We start from the raw sequence: 15,263 nt of genomic DNA, 5'->3' as shown, positions 1-15,263 counted from the left end.
CGCCCCCGTCGCGATCTCTCTCGCGACGGGGGCGACGCCGTACGAGCGGCAGAGCCGGACCGCTCACCGGCCGGGGGACGCACCACCGGCACCACCCGTACCGCCGGTACCGCCGCCCGTACCGCCGGTACCGCCCGTACCGCCGGAGGCGCGCAGCCGCGAGGTCTCCCGCTCGGCGCCGTCCAGCCACCTGCTCCAGCGCTCCTGCATCGGCTTGATCAGACCGCCGCCGACGCCGACGACCAGAATGCCGCCCACCGTGGCGAGCACGGTGATCAGGACCGGAAGGGTCACGGCGACCGCGACGCCGATCTGGTGCAGCGCGGCGATGACACCGAGCGCGAGGATGAACCCCGAGGCGAGGTTCGCCAGCAGCTTGCCGTACGAGACGCTGCTGAGCGCCGAACTGACCAGGGCCTTCACGGCGTTGGCGATGGCCGCGACGATCAGGACGATGATGATCGCGATGACGAGCTGCGGAATCCAGGCGACCACGCCCTTCAGCAGTTCGCTGATCGGGTTCGGCCCGAAGACCGAGAAGGCGACCTGGAGAACGATCAGCAGAATCGCGTAGTAGAGCAGCTTCGCGATGATCTCGATGGCGTCGAACTGTGAGTTGCGCAGCTTGTCGTCAAGCCCGCTCTTGTCGATGACCCGCTGGAAGCCGACCTTCGCGAGGATCGTCCTGACCAGCTTGGCGATCACCCTCGCGACGAGCCAGCCGATGAGGAGAATGATGAGAAAGGCGATGAGCTTCGGCACGAATTTCGCCACCGAGGCGAACGAGTCCTCAATGCCGGAGGTGAAATCGACCGCCAGCAACTGTGTTTGTCCCATGGGCTGCCCTCTGCTCGACGACTGTGCAGCAGACAGTCGTTCCACGGGACGCGCGCGATTGCACGGCCATCGCGCCGGATTAGCCCGGATGCCTCGCCCCGTTCCCCGCCGGGCGGAGGCACGGGCACGGGCATGGGCAGGGACCGGTGGGCAGGGGCACGGGCCAGTGGGCTGCGGGTCGGGGGCAGCGGGGCGACCGACGCGCCGGTGCCGGCCGCTGCCGCCGCGCGCCCGCTGACCCCGACCGCCCGGTCAGGGGCGGTCAACCGCCGTGGTGCCGCCGCTGGTTGACGTCGGCCTGCGCGCGCCGGGGATGACGGCCGACGGCAGCGCCCCGCGTACGTCGGCGCGTTCGGCGCGGTCGGCGCGGTCGGCGCGTTCGGCGCGTTCGGCGCGTTCGGCGTCCGCCGTACCCGTCGCGGCCTCCGCCGGGGTCTCCCGCCCGGGCCGCGGTTGGCTCTGCACTCCCTCCCGCGTCCCGCTTCCGGTGCCGTCATCCGGCCCGTCCTTCTGCCCGTCCGGCGCTCCGGCCCCGGCGTCGTCCTCCGGCCCCTCCCCGGCGCCGCTCCGGGGCTCGTCCTCCGCCACGTCGATCCCGGGGAACTGCGCCAGCAGCCCCCGCAGCAGGTCGGGTTCGCGCACCGGCGGCGGGGTGTGCGCGGTGAGCAGCGGGAACGCCAGCCGCAACTGGACGAAGAGCGTCCGATAGTCCGGTCCGAAGGTCGCCGCCGCCGCGTAGAGGGAGTCCACGGCCGCACGCAGCGGGTCCGGGTCCGTGGCGGCGAAGATCGCCGGAAGCGCCATCGCCTGCTGGAGCATGTACGGGACGCTGCCCTCCAGCGAGCTGACGATGCTGTGCGGCACCTGCTCCTCCTCGAAGAGCGCGTCCCAGGTGCGGTCGATGTGGTCGAACGGCGGGGGGAGCTCGCGCCCCTGGTCGAGCGCGTCCAGGCCCCGGCTGACCCAGCCGATCTCGGCGAGGCCCGCCGCCGCGTACGCCCGGTACGCCGCCCAGCGCGCGATCGAACGCTGCATGCTCGGCGGTACGGCCTCCAGTTCGTCGAGCAGATCGCGGTCGATGGTGACCATGCCCATCACGTTGCCGCCGACCCTCCTCAGGCGCTCGCTCGGCAGCCGCCCCTTCCAGGCGGACGTCTCGACCCGCTGCCGCAGCCGCTCCTCGTCGATCTGGTGACGTCGGCCGTCCCAGTCGACGAGCAGCACGCGTTCCTCGTCGCTCGGCGGTGCCGGCAGCTCGCGCGCGAAGTCGTGCCAGTAGGCGGCGATCTGGCTGGTCTGCTTGATGACGTGGTCCGGCGACAGCGCGGCGGGCCAGAACTGGAGCAGATAGCGGTCGTGGCCGGGGTCGTTGGCCCGCCGGGTGTCCTGGTCGCGGGCGGCGTCCATGCCGACGGCGCTGTAGCGGACCCGGTAGTCGATCTCCTCCAGGTCGAGTTCCCAGTAGTCCTCGCCGGCCCACTCCACGAGCAGTGTCTCCGTCGCCTTCGGACGGAACGGCGCCTCGACGACGTCCTCCCAGCTGTCGTCGGTGGGCGGTTCCGCGTCCAGCACCTCGACCCTGAAGCTCACGTAGCCGGTGTGCAGTCCGGTGTTCAGGAACAGGCCGCCGGGAGCGCCGGCGCCGCACAGGCCGTTCGACTGGCCGGCGAAGTACTCGTCCATGGCGTACCCCCAGACCGCGCTCTCGACGTAGATCTGGCCGTATCGGACGTGTACCTCACCGTTCAACACGGTTCGCATCGCGGTCCTTTGCTCGGAGGGCACCTGTGGGCGGAACGCCGAGGTGGGCGCCCAGCATGAGCACACCCGGGGCACCCCGCGCCGCCACAACCCCTCGCACGAGTGACAGCTGGCCCTCGAACGTGCGCTTTCCGATGCACGAGGGCGACGCCGGTTCACTCACAAGATCGTTCACCGCCCGGTCCACGGAGTGAACGAAGTGCGCCCGGCCGGACCAAGACGATCACCGCCGGTACGCGCGGCCGGCACGGGGTGGGGTGGAGTGGAGTGGAGTGGAGTGAGGGGGTGGGCCGGAGGCGGGTCAGTCCGGGCGCAGGGAGCGCCAGATGCGGTCCGGGAGGACGCGGGCGGCCGTCCGGAGGTCGATGTCGTAGAACTCGGAGAACCAGCGGCCCGCCGTCTCCGCCAGCGGACCGACGACCAGCACCTCGATCACCTCCGGTGGCATCGGCGCGATCTCGCCCGCCGCCATGCGCGGGCCGAGCCACTCGGCGAGGGCCTGCCGCATCGGCTCCTTGGCGGCGCGGATCTGCTCGGCGTGGGTGGAGAGGTACGACGAGTGCGAGGAGGCGTGGATGAACAGCGCCACGTCCGGATGCTCCTCGGTGAACCGCAGGTACGACTCGACGAAGGCCCGCGTTCCGGTACGGGTCGTGCGGGTGCGCAGGAGCGCGGCGTTCGTCTCGCCGCACAGCTGCTCCATGCACCGCGTGTACAGGGCGGCGGCGAGCCCGTCGAAACTGCCGAAGTGGTGGTAGAGGCTGCCCAGGCTGACGCCGCTCCTGTCGGCCACCGCCTGGACGGTGAAACCGGGCTGCCCCACCGAGGTGTAGACCGCGAGGGCGGCGTCCAGCAGTCGTTCGGCCGTCTCCTCGCCCCGCCGCTGTTTACGGGCCATGGCCCCGCACCCCTCGCCCTCCCGCGTCCGCCGCCACCAGCGCGACCGGACAGTGCCGACAGCCGGACCCCCAGCGTAAGTGCCGCCGCCGGCCCCTCGGACATCCCGCCACCTTCACTCCCGGACAGCCCACCCGTCACCGACAGGCCAGCCGACACGTACGACGCGCCCGTCACCGACGACGCACCCGCCCGCTTCGTCACACGCACCACGTCCGGCGCGGGTGGCACCACGTCCGGCGCGGGTGCCCCTGGGCGGCGCGCCCCGGCGCACGGGGGTGCAACCTGTCGCGCTGGAGGACCATGTCCACATGGCAACCAGTGAAGAGGACGTACGGCGCTTGGCGCTCGCGTATCCCGAGGTCACCGAACGTTCCTGCTACGGCACCCCCGCCTTCTACGTGTCCGGCAGGATCTTCGCCCGGATCCACGACGAGCCCGGGGTGCTCGTCCTGTGGCGCGCCGACCTCGGCGAACGCGAGGCGCTGCTCCAGGGCGAGCCGGACAAGTTCTTCACCACCGACCACTACCGCGGGCACGCGAGCGTGCTGGCACGGCTGGCACGGCTGCGTACCGCCGAACTGCGGGAGCTGCTCGGCGAGTCCTGGCACGCCCGCGCACCGAAACGCCTGCGCGACGACACCGCGTGAGAGCGACAGCGACCGCCCCGCACGGTTGACTTCAACTCGACTTCAGCTTCTAGCGTGCTCTCCACGATGACGTCACGACGTCACGACGTCACGACGTCACGACGTCACGGCGTCACAGCGTCACGGCACCACAACGTCACGGTGTCACCGTCCCGCGCTCCCAGGAGGCACACCATGTCCGACGCGTCGCCGCGGTCCGCACCCGGTCCGGCCGCCACCACCCGTCTCCTCTTCCGCAACACCATGCGCATCAGGCCGGGCCGTCTGGGGGAGTTCGGTGAGGCGATCCGCCGCGCCGTCGCGTTCGCCGAACAGCAGGCGCCGCAGATCCTGGTGGACGTCTTCGTCGACGAGGCCGAGCTGCGCGCCACCAGCTTCCAGCTCTACGCCGACTCCGAGTCCGTGCTCCGGCACTGGCACCTCTCCGACCCCTACATCCGGGACGTCATGGAGCACTGCGAGGTGGAACGCTTCGAGGTGTTCGGCGACCCCTCGCAGGCCGTGCTCGCCGGGCTGCCCGCCGACCCCGGCTTCACCCTCGTACCGCGACTGGTCGGCTATCGGGCCCTCAACACCGGCGGCACACACCTGCGTTGACGCGCCCGGACCGCGATCCGGCGTCCGCCACCCGTACGCCCCGTACGGCCCGTACGCCTCGTACGCCCCGGCCGGCCCGTACGCCCGGCCACCCGTACGCCCCGTACGCCCCTGCCGCCGGGGGTGGCCCGACGCGTCACAGGCGGCTCATTGAGGCCGTGGCGTACAGCAGCTCGACAACCGCCTGCTGGTCGCCCTGCTGGCCCTCCGCCGCCCGCCGCGGCGGCAGATGGCCGGCGGCCAGACGGCAGAACTGGACTTCGGGCAGCACCACTTGGCTGACACAGTTCTCCGGCCCGGCCGGGCCCCCGGGGTCGTCCAGCGGGAGGTACCACTCACCGCCGCTCTCGCCCTCGATCCGCAGGCACAGGCTGCGCGACGCGGAACCCGGCCGGGCGACCGGCACCGGCGGCGAGGCCAGCCCCGCCTGCCGTCGCGCGGCGAGTACCGAGGGCAGCATCGACACCGCGACGGAGATCAGGGTGCGCAGATGCTCGGGAACGGGCGGCGGGTACGGGTAGTCGACCGCTTCCGCGATGTCCGTGGCGTGGATCCAGGTCTCGAACGCGCGGTCCAGCAGGGCGAGTCGGAGCGGCAGTACGACGCCGTCGCCGTAGGGCACGGCGATGTCCGCGACGCCCTTGCCGCTGAACGCGCAGGTCCTGATCAGCTCGTGCGCCTGGTCCCGCCAGACCCGGCGCAGGGAGCCCGGGCCCCCGTCGGCACCCGGCCACCGCTCCGGCGGCTCCGAGTCCAGCTGCCGCCAGTCCGAGTCCACCTGCTCCCAGAACGCCTCGGTACGGTCCTCGGCCCGCTGCTCGGGCCGCTCGCCCTCGCCACCCATGCCATCGCCCACGCCACCGCGTCCGCGTCCGCGTCCGCGCAACGGGTCGGGCAAGCCGAGCGAGGACGCCACCATGCCGTCCACCACCAGCAGGTGGCCGAGCACCCCGCTCACGGACGTACCGCGCCGGGCGGTCTCCTCGCCCTCGAACCACTCCAGTTGGACGCCGGCGTCCCACTCCTCCTCGCTCAGATCGGCAAGCAGTGCGTCGAGCCGGGCGGTCTCGGCGTCGTAGGGCTGCGCGTAGTCGGGCACGCCGACCTCGGGCGCACGAGCGCTCAGACAGGCACCGAGCACTTCCGCGCGCAGGGCCGGCGCCAGATCCAGGTTCATATGGGGGTGCAGCAGCCCGATGGCGGAACGGAGCCGGTCCGCCTCGGACGCGCACGCCGCACAGTCGAGGAGGTGCTCCTCGACCTCCACTGTCTCCTCGGGCGAGCAGGCGTGCAGAGCCCAGGCGCCGAGCAGGTGCTGGAGGCGGAGATGCTCACCGGAGTCGTCGTTCACCGTCTGTCCTCCTCCCCGGCCGCCCCGGACGCGTCGGACGCCCCGGACGCCCCGGAGGCCCCGGACGCGTCGGCGATCAGCTTGAGGCCCACCCGCAGCCGGCGCGCCGCCTCCTGCTCGCTGATCCCCAGCTTGACCGCCGCCTGGCGGTAGTTCATGTTCCCCGTGTGCACGAGGTGAAGCGCGGAGCGCACGCCCGAACTCATCGAACTGAGAACCGCCGCCAGGCACGCCACCTGCGCGAGCCCGGCAGCGTCCGACGGAACCCCGGTCGCCGGGACGTCCGGATACGGCGTCCGTACTGCCCCGAAGTCCGCCGGCAGCCGTCGCCGCCGCGCCAGTTCATCCGTCCGGATGACCAGCCAGCTCCGCAGTCGGCACCGTTGCGGGTCGAACTCCTGCGGCTGCTCCCAGAGTTCGGCGAACACCTGGACCACCAGATCGCCGGCCGCACGTTCCTCACCGACCAGCCGCGCCGCCAGCGCGTGGACGAATCGCGCGTGCCGGTCGTAGAGCTCGCCGAGAGCTGCGGCTTCGCCACGGACCAGGCGGACCTGAATCTGACGCTCCCACCGCGCCGCGCCGTCCGGCGTATCGGCCATGGCCTCCCCCTCCTGCTACCCGCGCGAATCCCGACCATAGTCCGCGCGTACCACCCCACGGGCGGCATTCGGGCGACCCGGACACCCGGCCACGGGCACCGTCGACACCCGTCCGGGCTGTGCGTACGGGCGGATCGTTGACATCCTTTCCACGAGACGGGACACACCACCGACCACGCCGCCACCACGCCGACACCACGCCGCCGACCACGCCACCACGACCCGATCCCACGAGCCCGATCCGGTCGCCGACCGGACACCGGGTACAGCCGGACGAGCCGTAAGCCACGTACGCCACGTACGCACCGGACACCACGTACACGCCGTACACGCCTTACGCCACGTACGCGCCGAGCTCCCCGTACGCGCCGTACGAGCCGGAGACCCGCCCGCCGCCGTCGCACAGGACCAGAGGGAAGCTAATGACCGCCGCCCAGCAGGAACCGGCCGCCGCCACCGCCACGTTCACCGTCCACGCACCGACCGGCACCGCGCAGGCCGGCCTGCACTACGAGCGCGGCGGCAGCGGTGAACCGCTGGTCCTCGTCCACGGCATCGGCCACCGCCTCGGCGGCTGGGACCCGGTGGTCGCCGGGCTGCGCGAACGCTACGACGTGATCGCCGTCGACCTCCCGGGCTTCGGCGACTCCCCGCGCATGCCCGACGCCCTGTACTACGACCTGGACGGTTTCTGCGCCGTACTGGCCGGTCTCTTCCGCGAGTTGGGCATCGAGAGGCCGCACGTCGCCGGCAACTCCCTCGGCGGGCTGATCGCGCTCGAACTGGGCCACCGAGGCCTCGCACGCTCCTGCACCGCGCTCAGCCCCGCCGGTTTCTACGGCCCCGTGGACAAGCAGCGCGCCGTACTGGCGCTGCACGCGATGCGGCTGGCCGCCCGTACGCTGCCGTACCCGCTGATCGGCGCCCTGAGCCGTTCGACCGCAGGCCGGGCCCTGCTCACCAGCACCGTCTACGCCCGTCCCGCCCGTATCAGCCCCGAGTACACCGCCGCCGACGTGCTCGGCTACCGGCACTGCTCGGGATTCGAGGCGACCGTCCACCACCGCGACTCGCTGCGCCTGAGCGGCGACATCCCGGACATCCCGGTGACGATCGCCTGGGGCTCCAAGGACCGCCTGCTGCCGATCCGCCAAGGGGCGGCGGCCAAGCGCCTGGTGCCCGGCGCCCACCTCGTACGGCTCACCGGCCTCGGCCACACCCCGATGCCCGACGACCCGGCACTTGTCGCACGCGTCATCCTCGACGGCGCCGCCCGCGCCGTCTGACCGGCACCCACGAGCAGCCCACACGACCGCTGGGGCCCGCCCTCCAACAGGCAGGCCCCAGCGGGCACTTGACGCCAACCCTCAGACCGACACCTGCCGCGACTTCCACTCCTGCTCGAGCGACTTCGCCAACCCCTTCGACGGGTTCTCCTCAGCAGGCAGATGCAAGTGGGCAGGGAAGAGTGCGAGGAAGTCCTGTATGGCCTCGGCTTGAGTGGAGTAACCCAGCGAAATGCTGATCCAGGAGCCGTCGACGAACCCGAACTCGTAGAAGCCGAAGGAACGATCTCGTCGTGGTCTGATCCATCGGAGGTCACCGAGCCGAGCCTCCCAGCCAAGCTCCGCCAGCTCGACGCCGGAGGGTTGAGTGTGCCGATAGACCAGCCGCATTCCTTCCCCGGTGCGCTCCAGCATCGTTCTTGGCCCGATACGCCCACGCGGGAACAAGGCGCACCTCAGCCGATCACCCATGGTCCCCTTCTGACGGGACACTCGACGGTTGCGGTCACTGAGCCTGCTCAACGCGCGCTCGAACGGTTCACCAACCCAACGGTCCGTTGGACGCTGAATCAAGCTCTCAAACACATACGAGAATGGCGCATAGAGGAACTCCAGACAATCCCGGGGCGTCGATGGAAGCTTGATTCCTTCGCGCTTCTCCTTAGCTCCTTCGAGTACTTTCGAACGCCTCATCAGCGCAGGCCGCTTCAACCCGACAGGCACCACATTTCGCGCACCGAGGAGGCCTCCGGGCGGCGGGTCCACCGCTTCTCGGCTATCCAGCATTGATGACTCCACTCGAATTATCGAGGCGGACCGCACTGCCCACCCGATTTCACCATCCGTCAACCACTTATCTTGCACCGATACTTGTCACACCACAGTCGAAGAGCCCGACACTCCTCGAAGAACTATCGGCCTACCCGAAAGCCTCTTCAACCGACCTCTTCTGCACCGGTGTTGGATTCTCCAACCGATCCGCGAAAGTCTGCTGTTCAGGTCTTCTTTCATAACTGTCCCTGACCTCGGAGACAGCTGCGTCTTCATCCCCGAGGAGCGCCTCTTTAATCGGACCGACAGGCTTGACGTCAAGACCGCGCTTGACCGTCTTGCCGACGCCCTTCTTAACTTCCTTCTGCATCTCCTTGTACTTCTGAAGGAACTGCTCCTCCCCGGTCGTGCGATCCACCTCCTTCTTCTTCTTTATCTCGTCGAGCTTGTCAAATTTCCCTTTTAGACCTTCAAGTTTCCGCCTTGCCTGCATGCGGCGCGACAAGCGGGCCAAGCGCTCTGCGAGTTGAGCGGTGATACGCACACCGCGCGCTACGCGATAGGCGATGTTCGCTCCGGAGATCACTGCACCGATGGCCGCGGAGGCGCCGAAAGTGACCAGGGAGAGGATGGCGCTCGTCGCGGCGGTCACCGCGATGCTCTGCACCAGCTCGACCACGAGGTCGAGCATGAGCCGCTCCGCCTCGCCGCACTCGAGCGCGGCAAGTTCCAGCAACTCGGCCGTGGTGTCCATGTCGTCGGCCTCGCCGAGCAGGGCAAGCTCGAATCCGTTGGCAGCCACGCCGAACGCCGTGGAGGCCGGACCTGTCCAGGACCGTTGCAGCGTCTTGCGCTCCGCCTGGAGGTCTTCGACGACGCCACGCAGAGCCGTCGCCTCATCACGCCACTTCTGTGCGACCGCGAGAAGCTTCTCGTTGTCGCCGCTGACCTTCTCGAGCAGTTCATCGACATTGAACTGCTTGAGCACGTCACGCACGATCTCGTCCAGCACCGAACCCGGCGAATCCGGGGTGTAGTTGATCCGGGTGAGTGCGTCGCCCTCGTTTCGCCACTCGGCAGTCATCAGTTCGAGCCCCCGAACCGGACGCTCTGCACGTCTTCGTTGTCGTCGTAACCACCGGCGGAGGCGCGCATGCCCTTGGCGATGAGTTCCATGCTGTCTATCGCGTCGGTCAGATCCTTGGCGGCTTGCTCCGACTTGTCCTCGTAGTCCTTTTTGAGTGCGCCCGACTCCGGCAGTTTGCCGAATGCGTGGTCCGGGATCGTCAGTGCTGACGTTCGCTTTCGGATGCGCTCGATCCTGGCGGCAGCATCATCGACAGCTTTCGCGTAGGCACGTAGCGAACTGCTTTCGACGTCGTAGCCGTTGGTCATTGCCCCCTCTTTCATGACACGTTGAATCGGCCGTTCGCTCGCGACGTACCGTTACGTCCCGAGGCGGCTCATCCCCTGCTGTTGCCGCCTCTGGGCCCCCGACGGCAGCACGCACACAGAGGTTACACAGCGTGCATGGCCGTGCGCGAGCCATCTGTCCCTTCACGAGGGAGGACGCGGAAGTATGGCAACGAAAGGGAATTCACTTCGATCGCCGTCCTTATTGGACGCAACCAGCTATTCCCGTCAAAGACCACTCAAGGCGCGATTCGACGCGGCGGGCGAACCAGCGGCGGCGTGGGTTTAGGTGGCTACGGCTTGCCGTCGGTCGCGTCGCCCGACTCGACTCCGTCCCCCGCCTGGGTGGGGTTGTCGGTGACGAAGGAGCCCATGCCGGGGTGGGTGGTGATGAGGCCCTCTTCGCGCAGAGCCCGCGTCACCTTGCGAACGGTGACCCGGGCGACTGCGAACTCCTGCTCCAGCCGCAGTTCGGAGATCAGGGCGCGCGGCGGGTACTCGCCTGACGCGATGCGCTCACGCACTACATCGGCGATCTGAACCCACTTCGGATACCTCGGATCAAACTCCACCTCCAGAACTGTACTCATGAACGACTATTCGAACACGTAGACCTACACGGGCATACGTGGGTAGACAGGTGCACTCATGTGGTTTAGGTTGACTGCGACAGAAGACCCCGGCGACTGCGTCAACAGTCCCGGGGCGTGGCCAACCTGGTTTGAGGCAGGTCGACATGAAGGATGCTATCGCCCGTATCGCTGCCAGATGGCGGCGTACCGAAGCGCTCGAAGAGCCGTTGGACGGGGACGCCTCGCGGCTCGTACGGCCGTACCTGCTCGCCGCGGAGCGGGAGTACGAGCAGACAGCCTGGAGGCTGTTCCACACCTCGGCGGTGCCATGTTGAGGATCAAGGTGTACGTAGTGAACCCCCGTACCGGTGAACGTCGCACCATCAAGGCCGAGCACGTCGTGGACGCCAAGGAGTGCAGCCCGTTCCAGCTGAGCATGGCGCTGCCGCCGTGCCGCTGTCCGATCCACCGCGAGCAGACCGAACGCGAGGAGGGGCGATTGGGTGGTCGGTGATCGCCACACACGTCACACGGTTCCCACGACCGCGCTCAGGGCGCCCACAGCGCTCTCGAAGCTCTTCGTAGCCTGAGTCCCTGTCGTTTCGCGAACTGAGCACGGACCGCTCCCGGTTGACCCTCAGCTGCCGGGAGAGGTTCGCGGATTGTGCTCCAGGCCCCCACAGGACCGATGCCACCGCTACCGTCGAATAAGGCGACAATGGTTCGACACTGGTAGGCAGTTCGGCCTGAGGGGGCACGCGCAGCATGAGCTTCGGCGGTGGCGACGAGAGCGGTCACGCGACGACGGGCCGTCAGGGCACTCGTACGCGCCTGCCGGAGAACGAGGGCGGCCCGAGACCGGCCCCCATGCGACCGGGCAAGAGCATGCTGGTCGTGGTGGGTGTCGTGATGCTGCTGATCGCCGCGATCGCGTTCGCCACACGCGGCGAGGAGAGCGACGGCGGTCGCGGCGACGACGCGAAGGGTGAGGACGCCCGTCCCACCGCGCCCACCGGCGAGAAGCCGGTCCCGGGGAAGGGCGACGGCATCCCCTCCGGCTTCGCCCAGAGCGAGCAGGGGGCCCAGAGCGCGGCCACCAACTACGCGGTGGCGCTGGGCGGAGACGGGATGTTCAAGAAGCCTTCGCGGGACGCCATAGTCAGCACGATCTACACGACTGGCAGCGGCGACAAGCTGCGCCCCGGGTTGGACAAGGCGTACTCGGAGAAGTTCCTTCAGAACGTCGGCCTGGACGAAGCAGGCGAAGCGCCCGAGGGCTCCACATTCGTGTCCCGCACGACGCCGATCGGCGCCAAGGTGACCGACTACACGTCGGATTCGGCCACGGTGGAAGTCTGGTGCGTGGGACTGATCGGGCTCACCGGCGAGGATTCGACGACGCCGGTGAAGGAGTCCTGGTTCACCGTCACCCAGAATCTGAACTGGTCAAACGGTGACTGGAAGATCACTGCTTCGAAGCAGACGGAGGGCCCCAGCCCGGTGCCTGGTGACAACCGTGCCTCCTCGGCGGATGAGATCGCCGAAGCGGTGGAGGGGTTCGGAGGGTTCACGTATGCGCGCTAGTCGACTCCCACGGGTTCTGGCACCGGTACTCGCAGTCCCTGCTTTCGCCATGGCCATGGCTCGTCCGGCCGTGGCGGACCCCTCCCCGAGTCCTACTCCGAGCGATGAGGAGAGCGAGGACCCCTGCGACCTGGTCTCGGGTTTGGCCCGCGAGTACTGCGAGGAGGGTGAGGACGCCACCGGTGGCGGTGGCGGCGGTGGGAACGAGCGGAGCGAGACGGTCGACACTCTCGACCCGCTCGCCGCGCTCGCGCGGGGCTGCGGCGAGGCGGCGTCGTGGACGGTCGAGAAGCTGTCCGACGCCGTCAACGCCACCGCCGACGTGGACTTCACCAACGCCGCGTTCCTGCGCCAGTACGCCGTGGTCTTCGCCGCGTCGACGATCCTCACGCTGATCCTGTGGCTGCTGGCGGTGACCAAGCGCGCCATCAGGGGCGTTCCGATGGTGACGGCGATCAGTGAGGCGATCGGCTTCCTGTGGCTGGTGGTGCTGGCCTCCGCCTTCACCCCGCTGGCGCTGTACGCGATGGTCTCGGCCACCGACGCGGTGACGGACATCATCGCCTCGGGGACGGGGTCGGAGACGGACAAGTTCTTCGGGACGTTCTCCGAGGCGCTGGAGAAGGGCGAGGACATCGGCGGCGGGCCGATCATGCTGATCGTCGTCTCGCTGGTCTCGGTGCTCGCCGCGGGTGTGCTCTGGCTCGAACTGGTCATCCGGGCCGCGCTGTTGTACGTCGGTGCGCTGCTCGGCGTGGTCGTCTACAGCGGTTTGGTGGACAAGAACCTCTGGGGCCACGTCCGCCGCTGGGCCGGAATCATGATCGCGGTGATCCTGGTGAAACCGGTGATCATGATCGTGCTGGGCCTGGCCGGCGCGCTGTCGTCGGGAGACGGCCCGGACTCGTTCTCGGCGATCGTTTCCGGACTGGCCATCATCATTCTGGCCATCTTCGCCTCGGCGATGATCTACCGCTTCGTACCCGGATTCGGCGACGAGATCGTCAAGCACCGGGCCGCGAGCGCCGATCCTGCCTCCGGCAAGGCGGTGGCGGCGGTGTCCACGCCGGCGGCGATGCTGCGGCAGGGCATCAACACCCACTCGGCGCGCGGCGGCGGCAACGCCTCCTCCGCCCCGCAGCAGGGCCAGCAGAAGCAGCCCAACTCGGTGGCCGGCGGCGTCGCGGCGCACGGTTCGCGCAGCGCCGCCCCGCCGCCCCCGCGTCAGGGCAACTCGGGCAACAGCGGTGGAGGCAACCGCCGATGACCACTCCGCACCTCATCGCACCGCGCCGTACGTACGTCATCGGGCGTGCACGGCCGAACGCGATCGTCGGCAAGAACCGGGAGACCGGCGAGATCGCGCTGATCGTCGTCGGGGGGTTCCTCGGCATGATGAGCGGCCTGCTGGTGCCCGTACTCTCGTTGCGGATCGTGATGCTGGTCGGCCTGCCCATGCTGGCGCTCGCGGTGGTGTACATGCCGTACGGGGGCCGGACGTTCTACCGCTGGTACGAGATCAAGCGCTCGTACCGGCGTCTGCTGCGCAAGGGAGATGCTGTGTACCGTTCGGACGCCGCGGAGGCCGGGGTTCGGCTGGACGGGCGCGAGGTGGAGGTCGGGCCGCCGCCGGGGGTGGGCCGGATCAGCTGGCTGTCCGCACCGTTCGGGCCGGACGAGATCGCGGTGCTGCTGCACGCCGACCGCCGTACGGTGACGGCCGCCATCGAGATCGAGGGCCCGGGTGTGGGCCTGCGCGACAGCGAGGACCAGGAGGCGCTGGTCGACCGGTTCGGCACGCTGCTCAAGCACGTGGCCAACGGCGACGGCTACGTCACCCGGCTCCAGATGCTGGCCCGTACGCTGCCCGCCGACCCGGACGCGCACGCCAAGGACGTAGCCCAGCGCGGCGACGCAGCCGCCCCGGAGTGGTTGCGGGAGTCCTACGAGCAGCTCCAGTCGATGGTGTCGACCTCCAGCGAGCAGCACCGCGCCTATCTGGTCGCCTGTATGACGTACGGGCGGGAGCTGGCGGCCGAGGCGAGCACGCTGGCGAAGGCCGCGCGCAGTTCGCGCGGGCGCAAGCTCTCCAAGGACGAGGGCATCGCGTTGATCATGACGCGTGAACTCACCGACATCTGCGCCCGGTTGACCGAGGCGGACATTCGGGTGCGGCAGCCGCTCGGGCAGGGCCGGATGGCCTCGCTGATCCACTCCATGTACGACCCGGACCACCCGATCGACCACCTCCAGGCGATGACGATGCGCAACGCCTGGCCGGCCGAGCTCGACGCGACCGAGGCGACGTACCTCCAGGCGAAGACCCGCGAATCGCTGACGCGCGAGCCGTGGTGCCACTCGACGGCGTGGGTCAAGGAGTGGCCGATGACGCCGGTCGGGGTCAACTTCCTCGCCCCGCTGCTCGTCCACACACCGGACGTGATCCGCACGGTCGCGGTCTGCATGGACCTGGAGCCCACCGAGGTCGCCATCGAGCGGATGCTGACGGAGAAGACCAACGACGAGGCGGACGCGTCCCGTCAGGCGAAGATGAACCGTACGATCGACCCCCGCGACGTCGCCGCCCACGGCCGCGTCGACCAGCGCGGCGACGATCTCGCCAGCGGCGCGGCCGGAGTGAACCTGGTCGGCTATCTGACCGTGTCCTCCCGCAACCCCGACGCGTTGGTGCGGGACAGGCGCACCATCCGCGCAGCCGCGGGCAAGAGCTTCCTGAAGCTGGAGTGGTGCGACCGCGAGCACCACCGGGCGTTCGTGAACACCATGCCGTTCGCGACCGGTATCAAGCGTTGAGCGGCGATCGGGAGCTGAGCCGGGACCGCACGGGGACGACCGCGGCGACGCGCACGACGCAGGCGGTCGGCGGCGGTGCGACGGGGGCCCGGGCAACGGACGCCCGGGTGACGGTCGCCTCGCGGGGT

The 15,263-nt window shown here is 69.4% G+C and carries 17 protein-coding genes; 8 read left to right on the top strand and 9 right to left on the bottom strand.

Annotated features, from left to right (window positions below):
- Positions 1 to 63 precede the first annotated feature (63 nt).
- The 3 genes from JGS22_RS10360 to JGS22_RS10350 form a co-directional block, all read right to left on the bottom strand.
- A complete protein-coding gene (locus tag JGS22_RS10360; protein WP_211041651.1) occupies positions 64 to 837 on the bottom strand; it encodes a mechanosensitive ion channel family protein in 774 nt (257 codons plus the stop codon).
- A gap of 252 nt (positions 838 to 1,089) precedes the next feature.
- Positions 1,090 to 2,598 carry a hypothetical protein gene (locus tag JGS22_RS10355; RefSeq protein WP_211041650.1) on the bottom strand — a complete coding sequence of 503 codons (1,509 nt, stop codon included), beginning with the start codon at positions 2,596 to 2,598 and terminating at the stop codon, positions 1,090 to 1,092.
- Positions 2,599 to 2,899: 301 nt separating this feature from the next.
- On the bottom strand, positions 2,900 to 3,496 hold the full coding sequence (locus JGS22_RS10350; protein WP_216814928.1) for a TetR/AcrR family transcriptional regulator: 597 nt from the start codon (positions 3,494 to 3,496) through the stop codon (positions 2,900 to 2,902).
- A 310-nt stretch (positions 3,497 to 3,806) separates the two neighbouring features.
- On the opposite strand from JGS22_RS10350, the gene JGS22_RS10345 reads away from it, so the two are divergent.
- On the top strand, positions 3,807 to 4,145 hold the full coding sequence (locus tag JGS22_RS10345; RefSeq protein ID WP_211041680.1) for an MmcQ/YjbR family DNA-binding protein: 339 nt from the start codon (positions 3,807 to 3,809) through the stop codon (positions 4,143 to 4,145).
- A 174-nt stretch (positions 4,146 to 4,319) separates the two neighbouring features.
- The gene (locus JGS22_RS10340) at positions 4,320 to 4,742 is read left to right on the top strand and encodes a hypothetical protein (protein WP_211041679.1); all 423 of its coding nucleotides are present in this window, start codon (positions 4,320 to 4,322) and stop codon (positions 4,740 to 4,742) included.
- Positions 4,743 to 4,878: 136 nt separating this feature from the next.
- On the opposite strand, the gene JGS22_RS10335 is transcribed toward JGS22_RS10340, so the two are convergent.
- Both JGS22_RS10335 and JGS22_RS26220 read right to left on the bottom strand, forming a co-directional pair.
- On the bottom strand, positions 4,879 to 6,093 hold the full coding sequence (locus JGS22_RS10335) for an anti-sigma factor family protein (protein ID WP_308405606.1): 1,215 nt from the start codon (positions 6,091 to 6,093) through the stop codon (positions 4,879 to 4,881).
- Positions 6,090 to 6,695, bottom strand: coding sequence for an RNA polymerase sigma factor (locus JGS22_RS26220; protein WP_236073105.1), 606 nt, complete (start codon positions 6,693 to 6,695; stop codon positions 6,090 to 6,092). Before JGS22_RS26220 ends, JGS22_RS10335 begins: the two co-directional genes overlap by 4 nt.
- 422 nt (positions 6,696 to 7,117) lie before the next feature.
- Here JGS22_RS26220 and JGS22_RS10330 point away from each other — a divergent pair, with 422 nt between their 5' ends.
- Positions 7,118 to 7,981, top strand: a complete 864-nt coding sequence (locus JGS22_RS10330; protein ID WP_211041677.1) for an alpha/beta fold hydrolase — start codon at positions 7,118 to 7,120, stop codon at positions 7,979 to 7,981.
- 81 nt (positions 7,982 to 8,062) lie between these two features.
- On the opposite strand, the gene JGS22_RS10325 is transcribed toward JGS22_RS10330, so the two are convergent.
- From JGS22_RS10325 to JGS22_RS10310, 4 genes are all read right to left on the bottom strand, one after another.
- Positions 8,063 to 8,395: a hypothetical protein gene (locus JGS22_RS10325; RefSeq protein WP_211041676.1), complete on the bottom strand. Its 333-nt coding sequence runs from the start codon at positions 8,393 to 8,395 to the stop codon at positions 8,063 to 8,065.
- Positions 8,396 to 8,900: 505 nt separating this feature from the next.
- Entirely contained in the window at positions 8,901 to 9,836 is a 936-nt protein-coding gene (locus JGS22_RS10320; RefSeq protein WP_211041675.1) for a WXG100 family type VII secretion target, read from the bottom strand.
- Entirely contained in the window at positions 9,836 to 10,147 is a 312-nt protein-coding gene (locus tag JGS22_RS10315; RefSeq protein WP_211041674.1) for a hypothetical protein, read from the bottom strand. The genes JGS22_RS10320 and JGS22_RS10315 overlap by 1 nt, the downstream gene beginning before the upstream one ends.
- 311 nt (positions 10,148 to 10,458) lie before the next feature.
- A complete protein-coding gene (locus JGS22_RS10310) occupies positions 10,459 to 10,755 on the bottom strand; it encodes a GntR family transcriptional regulator (RefSeq protein WP_211041673.1) in 297 nt (98 codons plus the stop codon).
- Between the two features lie 146 nt (positions 10,756 to 10,901).
- Here JGS22_RS10310 and JGS22_RS10305 point away from each other — a divergent pair, with 146 nt between their 5' ends.
- The 5 genes from JGS22_RS10305 to JGS22_RS10285 all read left to right on the top strand — a co-directional run bounded on the left by JGS22_RS10305 (position 10,902) and on the right by JGS22_RS10285 (position 15,135).
- A complete protein-coding gene (locus tag JGS22_RS10305; protein ID WP_211041672.1) occupies positions 10,902 to 11,072 on the top strand; it encodes a hypothetical protein in 171 nt (56 codons plus the stop codon).
- Between the two features lie 17 nt (positions 11,073 to 11,089).
- Positions 11,090 to 11,251: a hypothetical protein gene (locus JGS22_RS10300; protein ID WP_211041671.1), complete on the top strand. Its 162-nt coding sequence runs from the start codon at positions 11,090 to 11,092 to the stop codon at positions 11,249 to 11,251.
- Between the two features lie 251 nt (positions 11,252 to 11,502).
- Positions 11,503 to 12,321: a DUF8175 domain-containg protein gene (locus JGS22_RS10295; RefSeq protein WP_211041670.1), complete on the top strand. Its 819-nt coding sequence runs from the start codon at positions 11,503 to 11,505 to the stop codon at positions 12,319 to 12,321.
- Entirely contained in the window at positions 12,311 to 13,588 is a 1,278-nt protein-coding gene (locus JGS22_RS10290) for a hypothetical protein (protein WP_211041669.1), read from the top strand. Before JGS22_RS10295 ends, JGS22_RS10290 begins: the two co-directional genes overlap by 11 nt.
- Positions 13,585 to 15,135 carry an SCO6880 family protein gene (locus JGS22_RS10285; protein WP_211041668.1) on the top strand — a complete coding sequence of 517 codons (1,551 nt, stop codon included), beginning with the start codon at positions 13,585 to 13,587 and terminating at the stop codon, positions 15,133 to 15,135. The genes JGS22_RS10290 and JGS22_RS10285 overlap by 4 nt, the downstream gene beginning before the upstream one ends.
- The last annotated feature ends 128 nt before the right edge of the window (positions 15,136 to 15,263 follow it).

Origin of the sequence: Streptomyces tardus (assembly GCF_018101125.2) — a bacterium.
Lineage (GTDB): Bacteria > Actinomycetota > Actinomycetes > Streptomycetales > Streptomycetaceae > Streptomyces > Streptomyces tardus.
The sequence above is the reverse complement of the archived record's forward strand: the minus strand, read 5'-3'. Positions and strand labels throughout refer to the sequence as shown.

Excerpts from the sequence above, each read along its gene's own strand:
- JGS22_RS10295 (WP_211041670.1), top strand. The coding sequence starts at position 11,503 with ATGAGCTTCGGCGGTGGCGACGAGAGCGGTCACGCGACGACGGGCCGT.
- JGS22_RS10355 (WP_211041650.1), bottom strand. The coding sequence starts at position 2,598 with ATGCGAACCGTGTTGAACGGTGAGGTACACGTCCGATACGGCCAGATC.
- JGS22_RS26220 (WP_236073105.1), bottom strand. The coding sequence starts at position 6,695 with ATGGCCGATACGCCGGACGGCGCGGCGCGGTGGGAGCGTCAGATTCAG.
- JGS22_RS10330 (WP_211041677.1), top strand. The coding sequence starts at position 7,118 with ATGACCGCCGCCCAGCAGGAACCGGCCGCCGCCACCGCCACGTTCACC.
- JGS22_RS10320 (WP_211041675.1), bottom strand. The coding sequence starts at position 9,836 with ATGACTGCCGAGTGGCGAAACGAGGGCGACGCACTCACCCGGATCAAC.
- JGS22_RS10325 (WP_211041676.1), bottom strand. The coding sequence starts at position 8,395 with ATGCTGGAGCGCACCGGGGAAGGAATGCGGCTGGTCTATCGGCACACT.
- JGS22_RS10285 (WP_211041668.1), top strand. The coding sequence starts at position 13,585 with ATGACCACTCCGCACCTCATCGCACCGCGCCGTACGTACGTCATCGGG.
- JGS22_RS10345 (WP_211041680.1), top strand. The coding sequence starts at position 3,807 with ATGGCAACCAGTGAAGAGGACGTACGGCGCTTGGCGCTCGCGTATCCC.
- JGS22_RS10305 (WP_211041672.1), top strand. The coding sequence starts at position 10,902 with ATGAAGGATGCTATCGCCCGTATCGCTGCCAGATGGCGGCGTACCGAA.
- JGS22_RS10360 (WP_211041651.1), bottom strand. The coding sequence starts at position 837 with ATGGGACAAACACAGTTGCTGGCGGTCGATTTCACCTCCGGCATTGAG.
- JGS22_RS10315 (WP_211041674.1), bottom strand. The coding sequence starts at position 10,147 with ATGACCAACGGCTACGACGTCGAAAGCAGTTCGCTACGTGCCTACGCG.
- JGS22_RS10290 (WP_211041669.1), top strand. The coding sequence starts at position 12,311 with ATGCGCGCTAGTCGACTCCCACGGGTTCTGGCACCGGTACTCGCAGTC.
- JGS22_RS10340 (WP_211041679.1), top strand. The coding sequence starts at position 4,320 with ATGTCCGACGCGTCGCCGCGGTCCGCACCCGGTCCGGCCGCCACCACC.
- JGS22_RS10350 (WP_216814928.1), bottom strand. The coding sequence starts at position 3,496 with ATGGCCCGTAAACAGCGGCGGGGCGAGGAGACGGCCGAACGACTGCTG.
- JGS22_RS10310 (WP_211041673.1), bottom strand. The coding sequence starts at position 10,755 with ATGAGTACAGTTCTGGAGGTGGAGTTTGATCCGAGGTATCCGAAGTGG.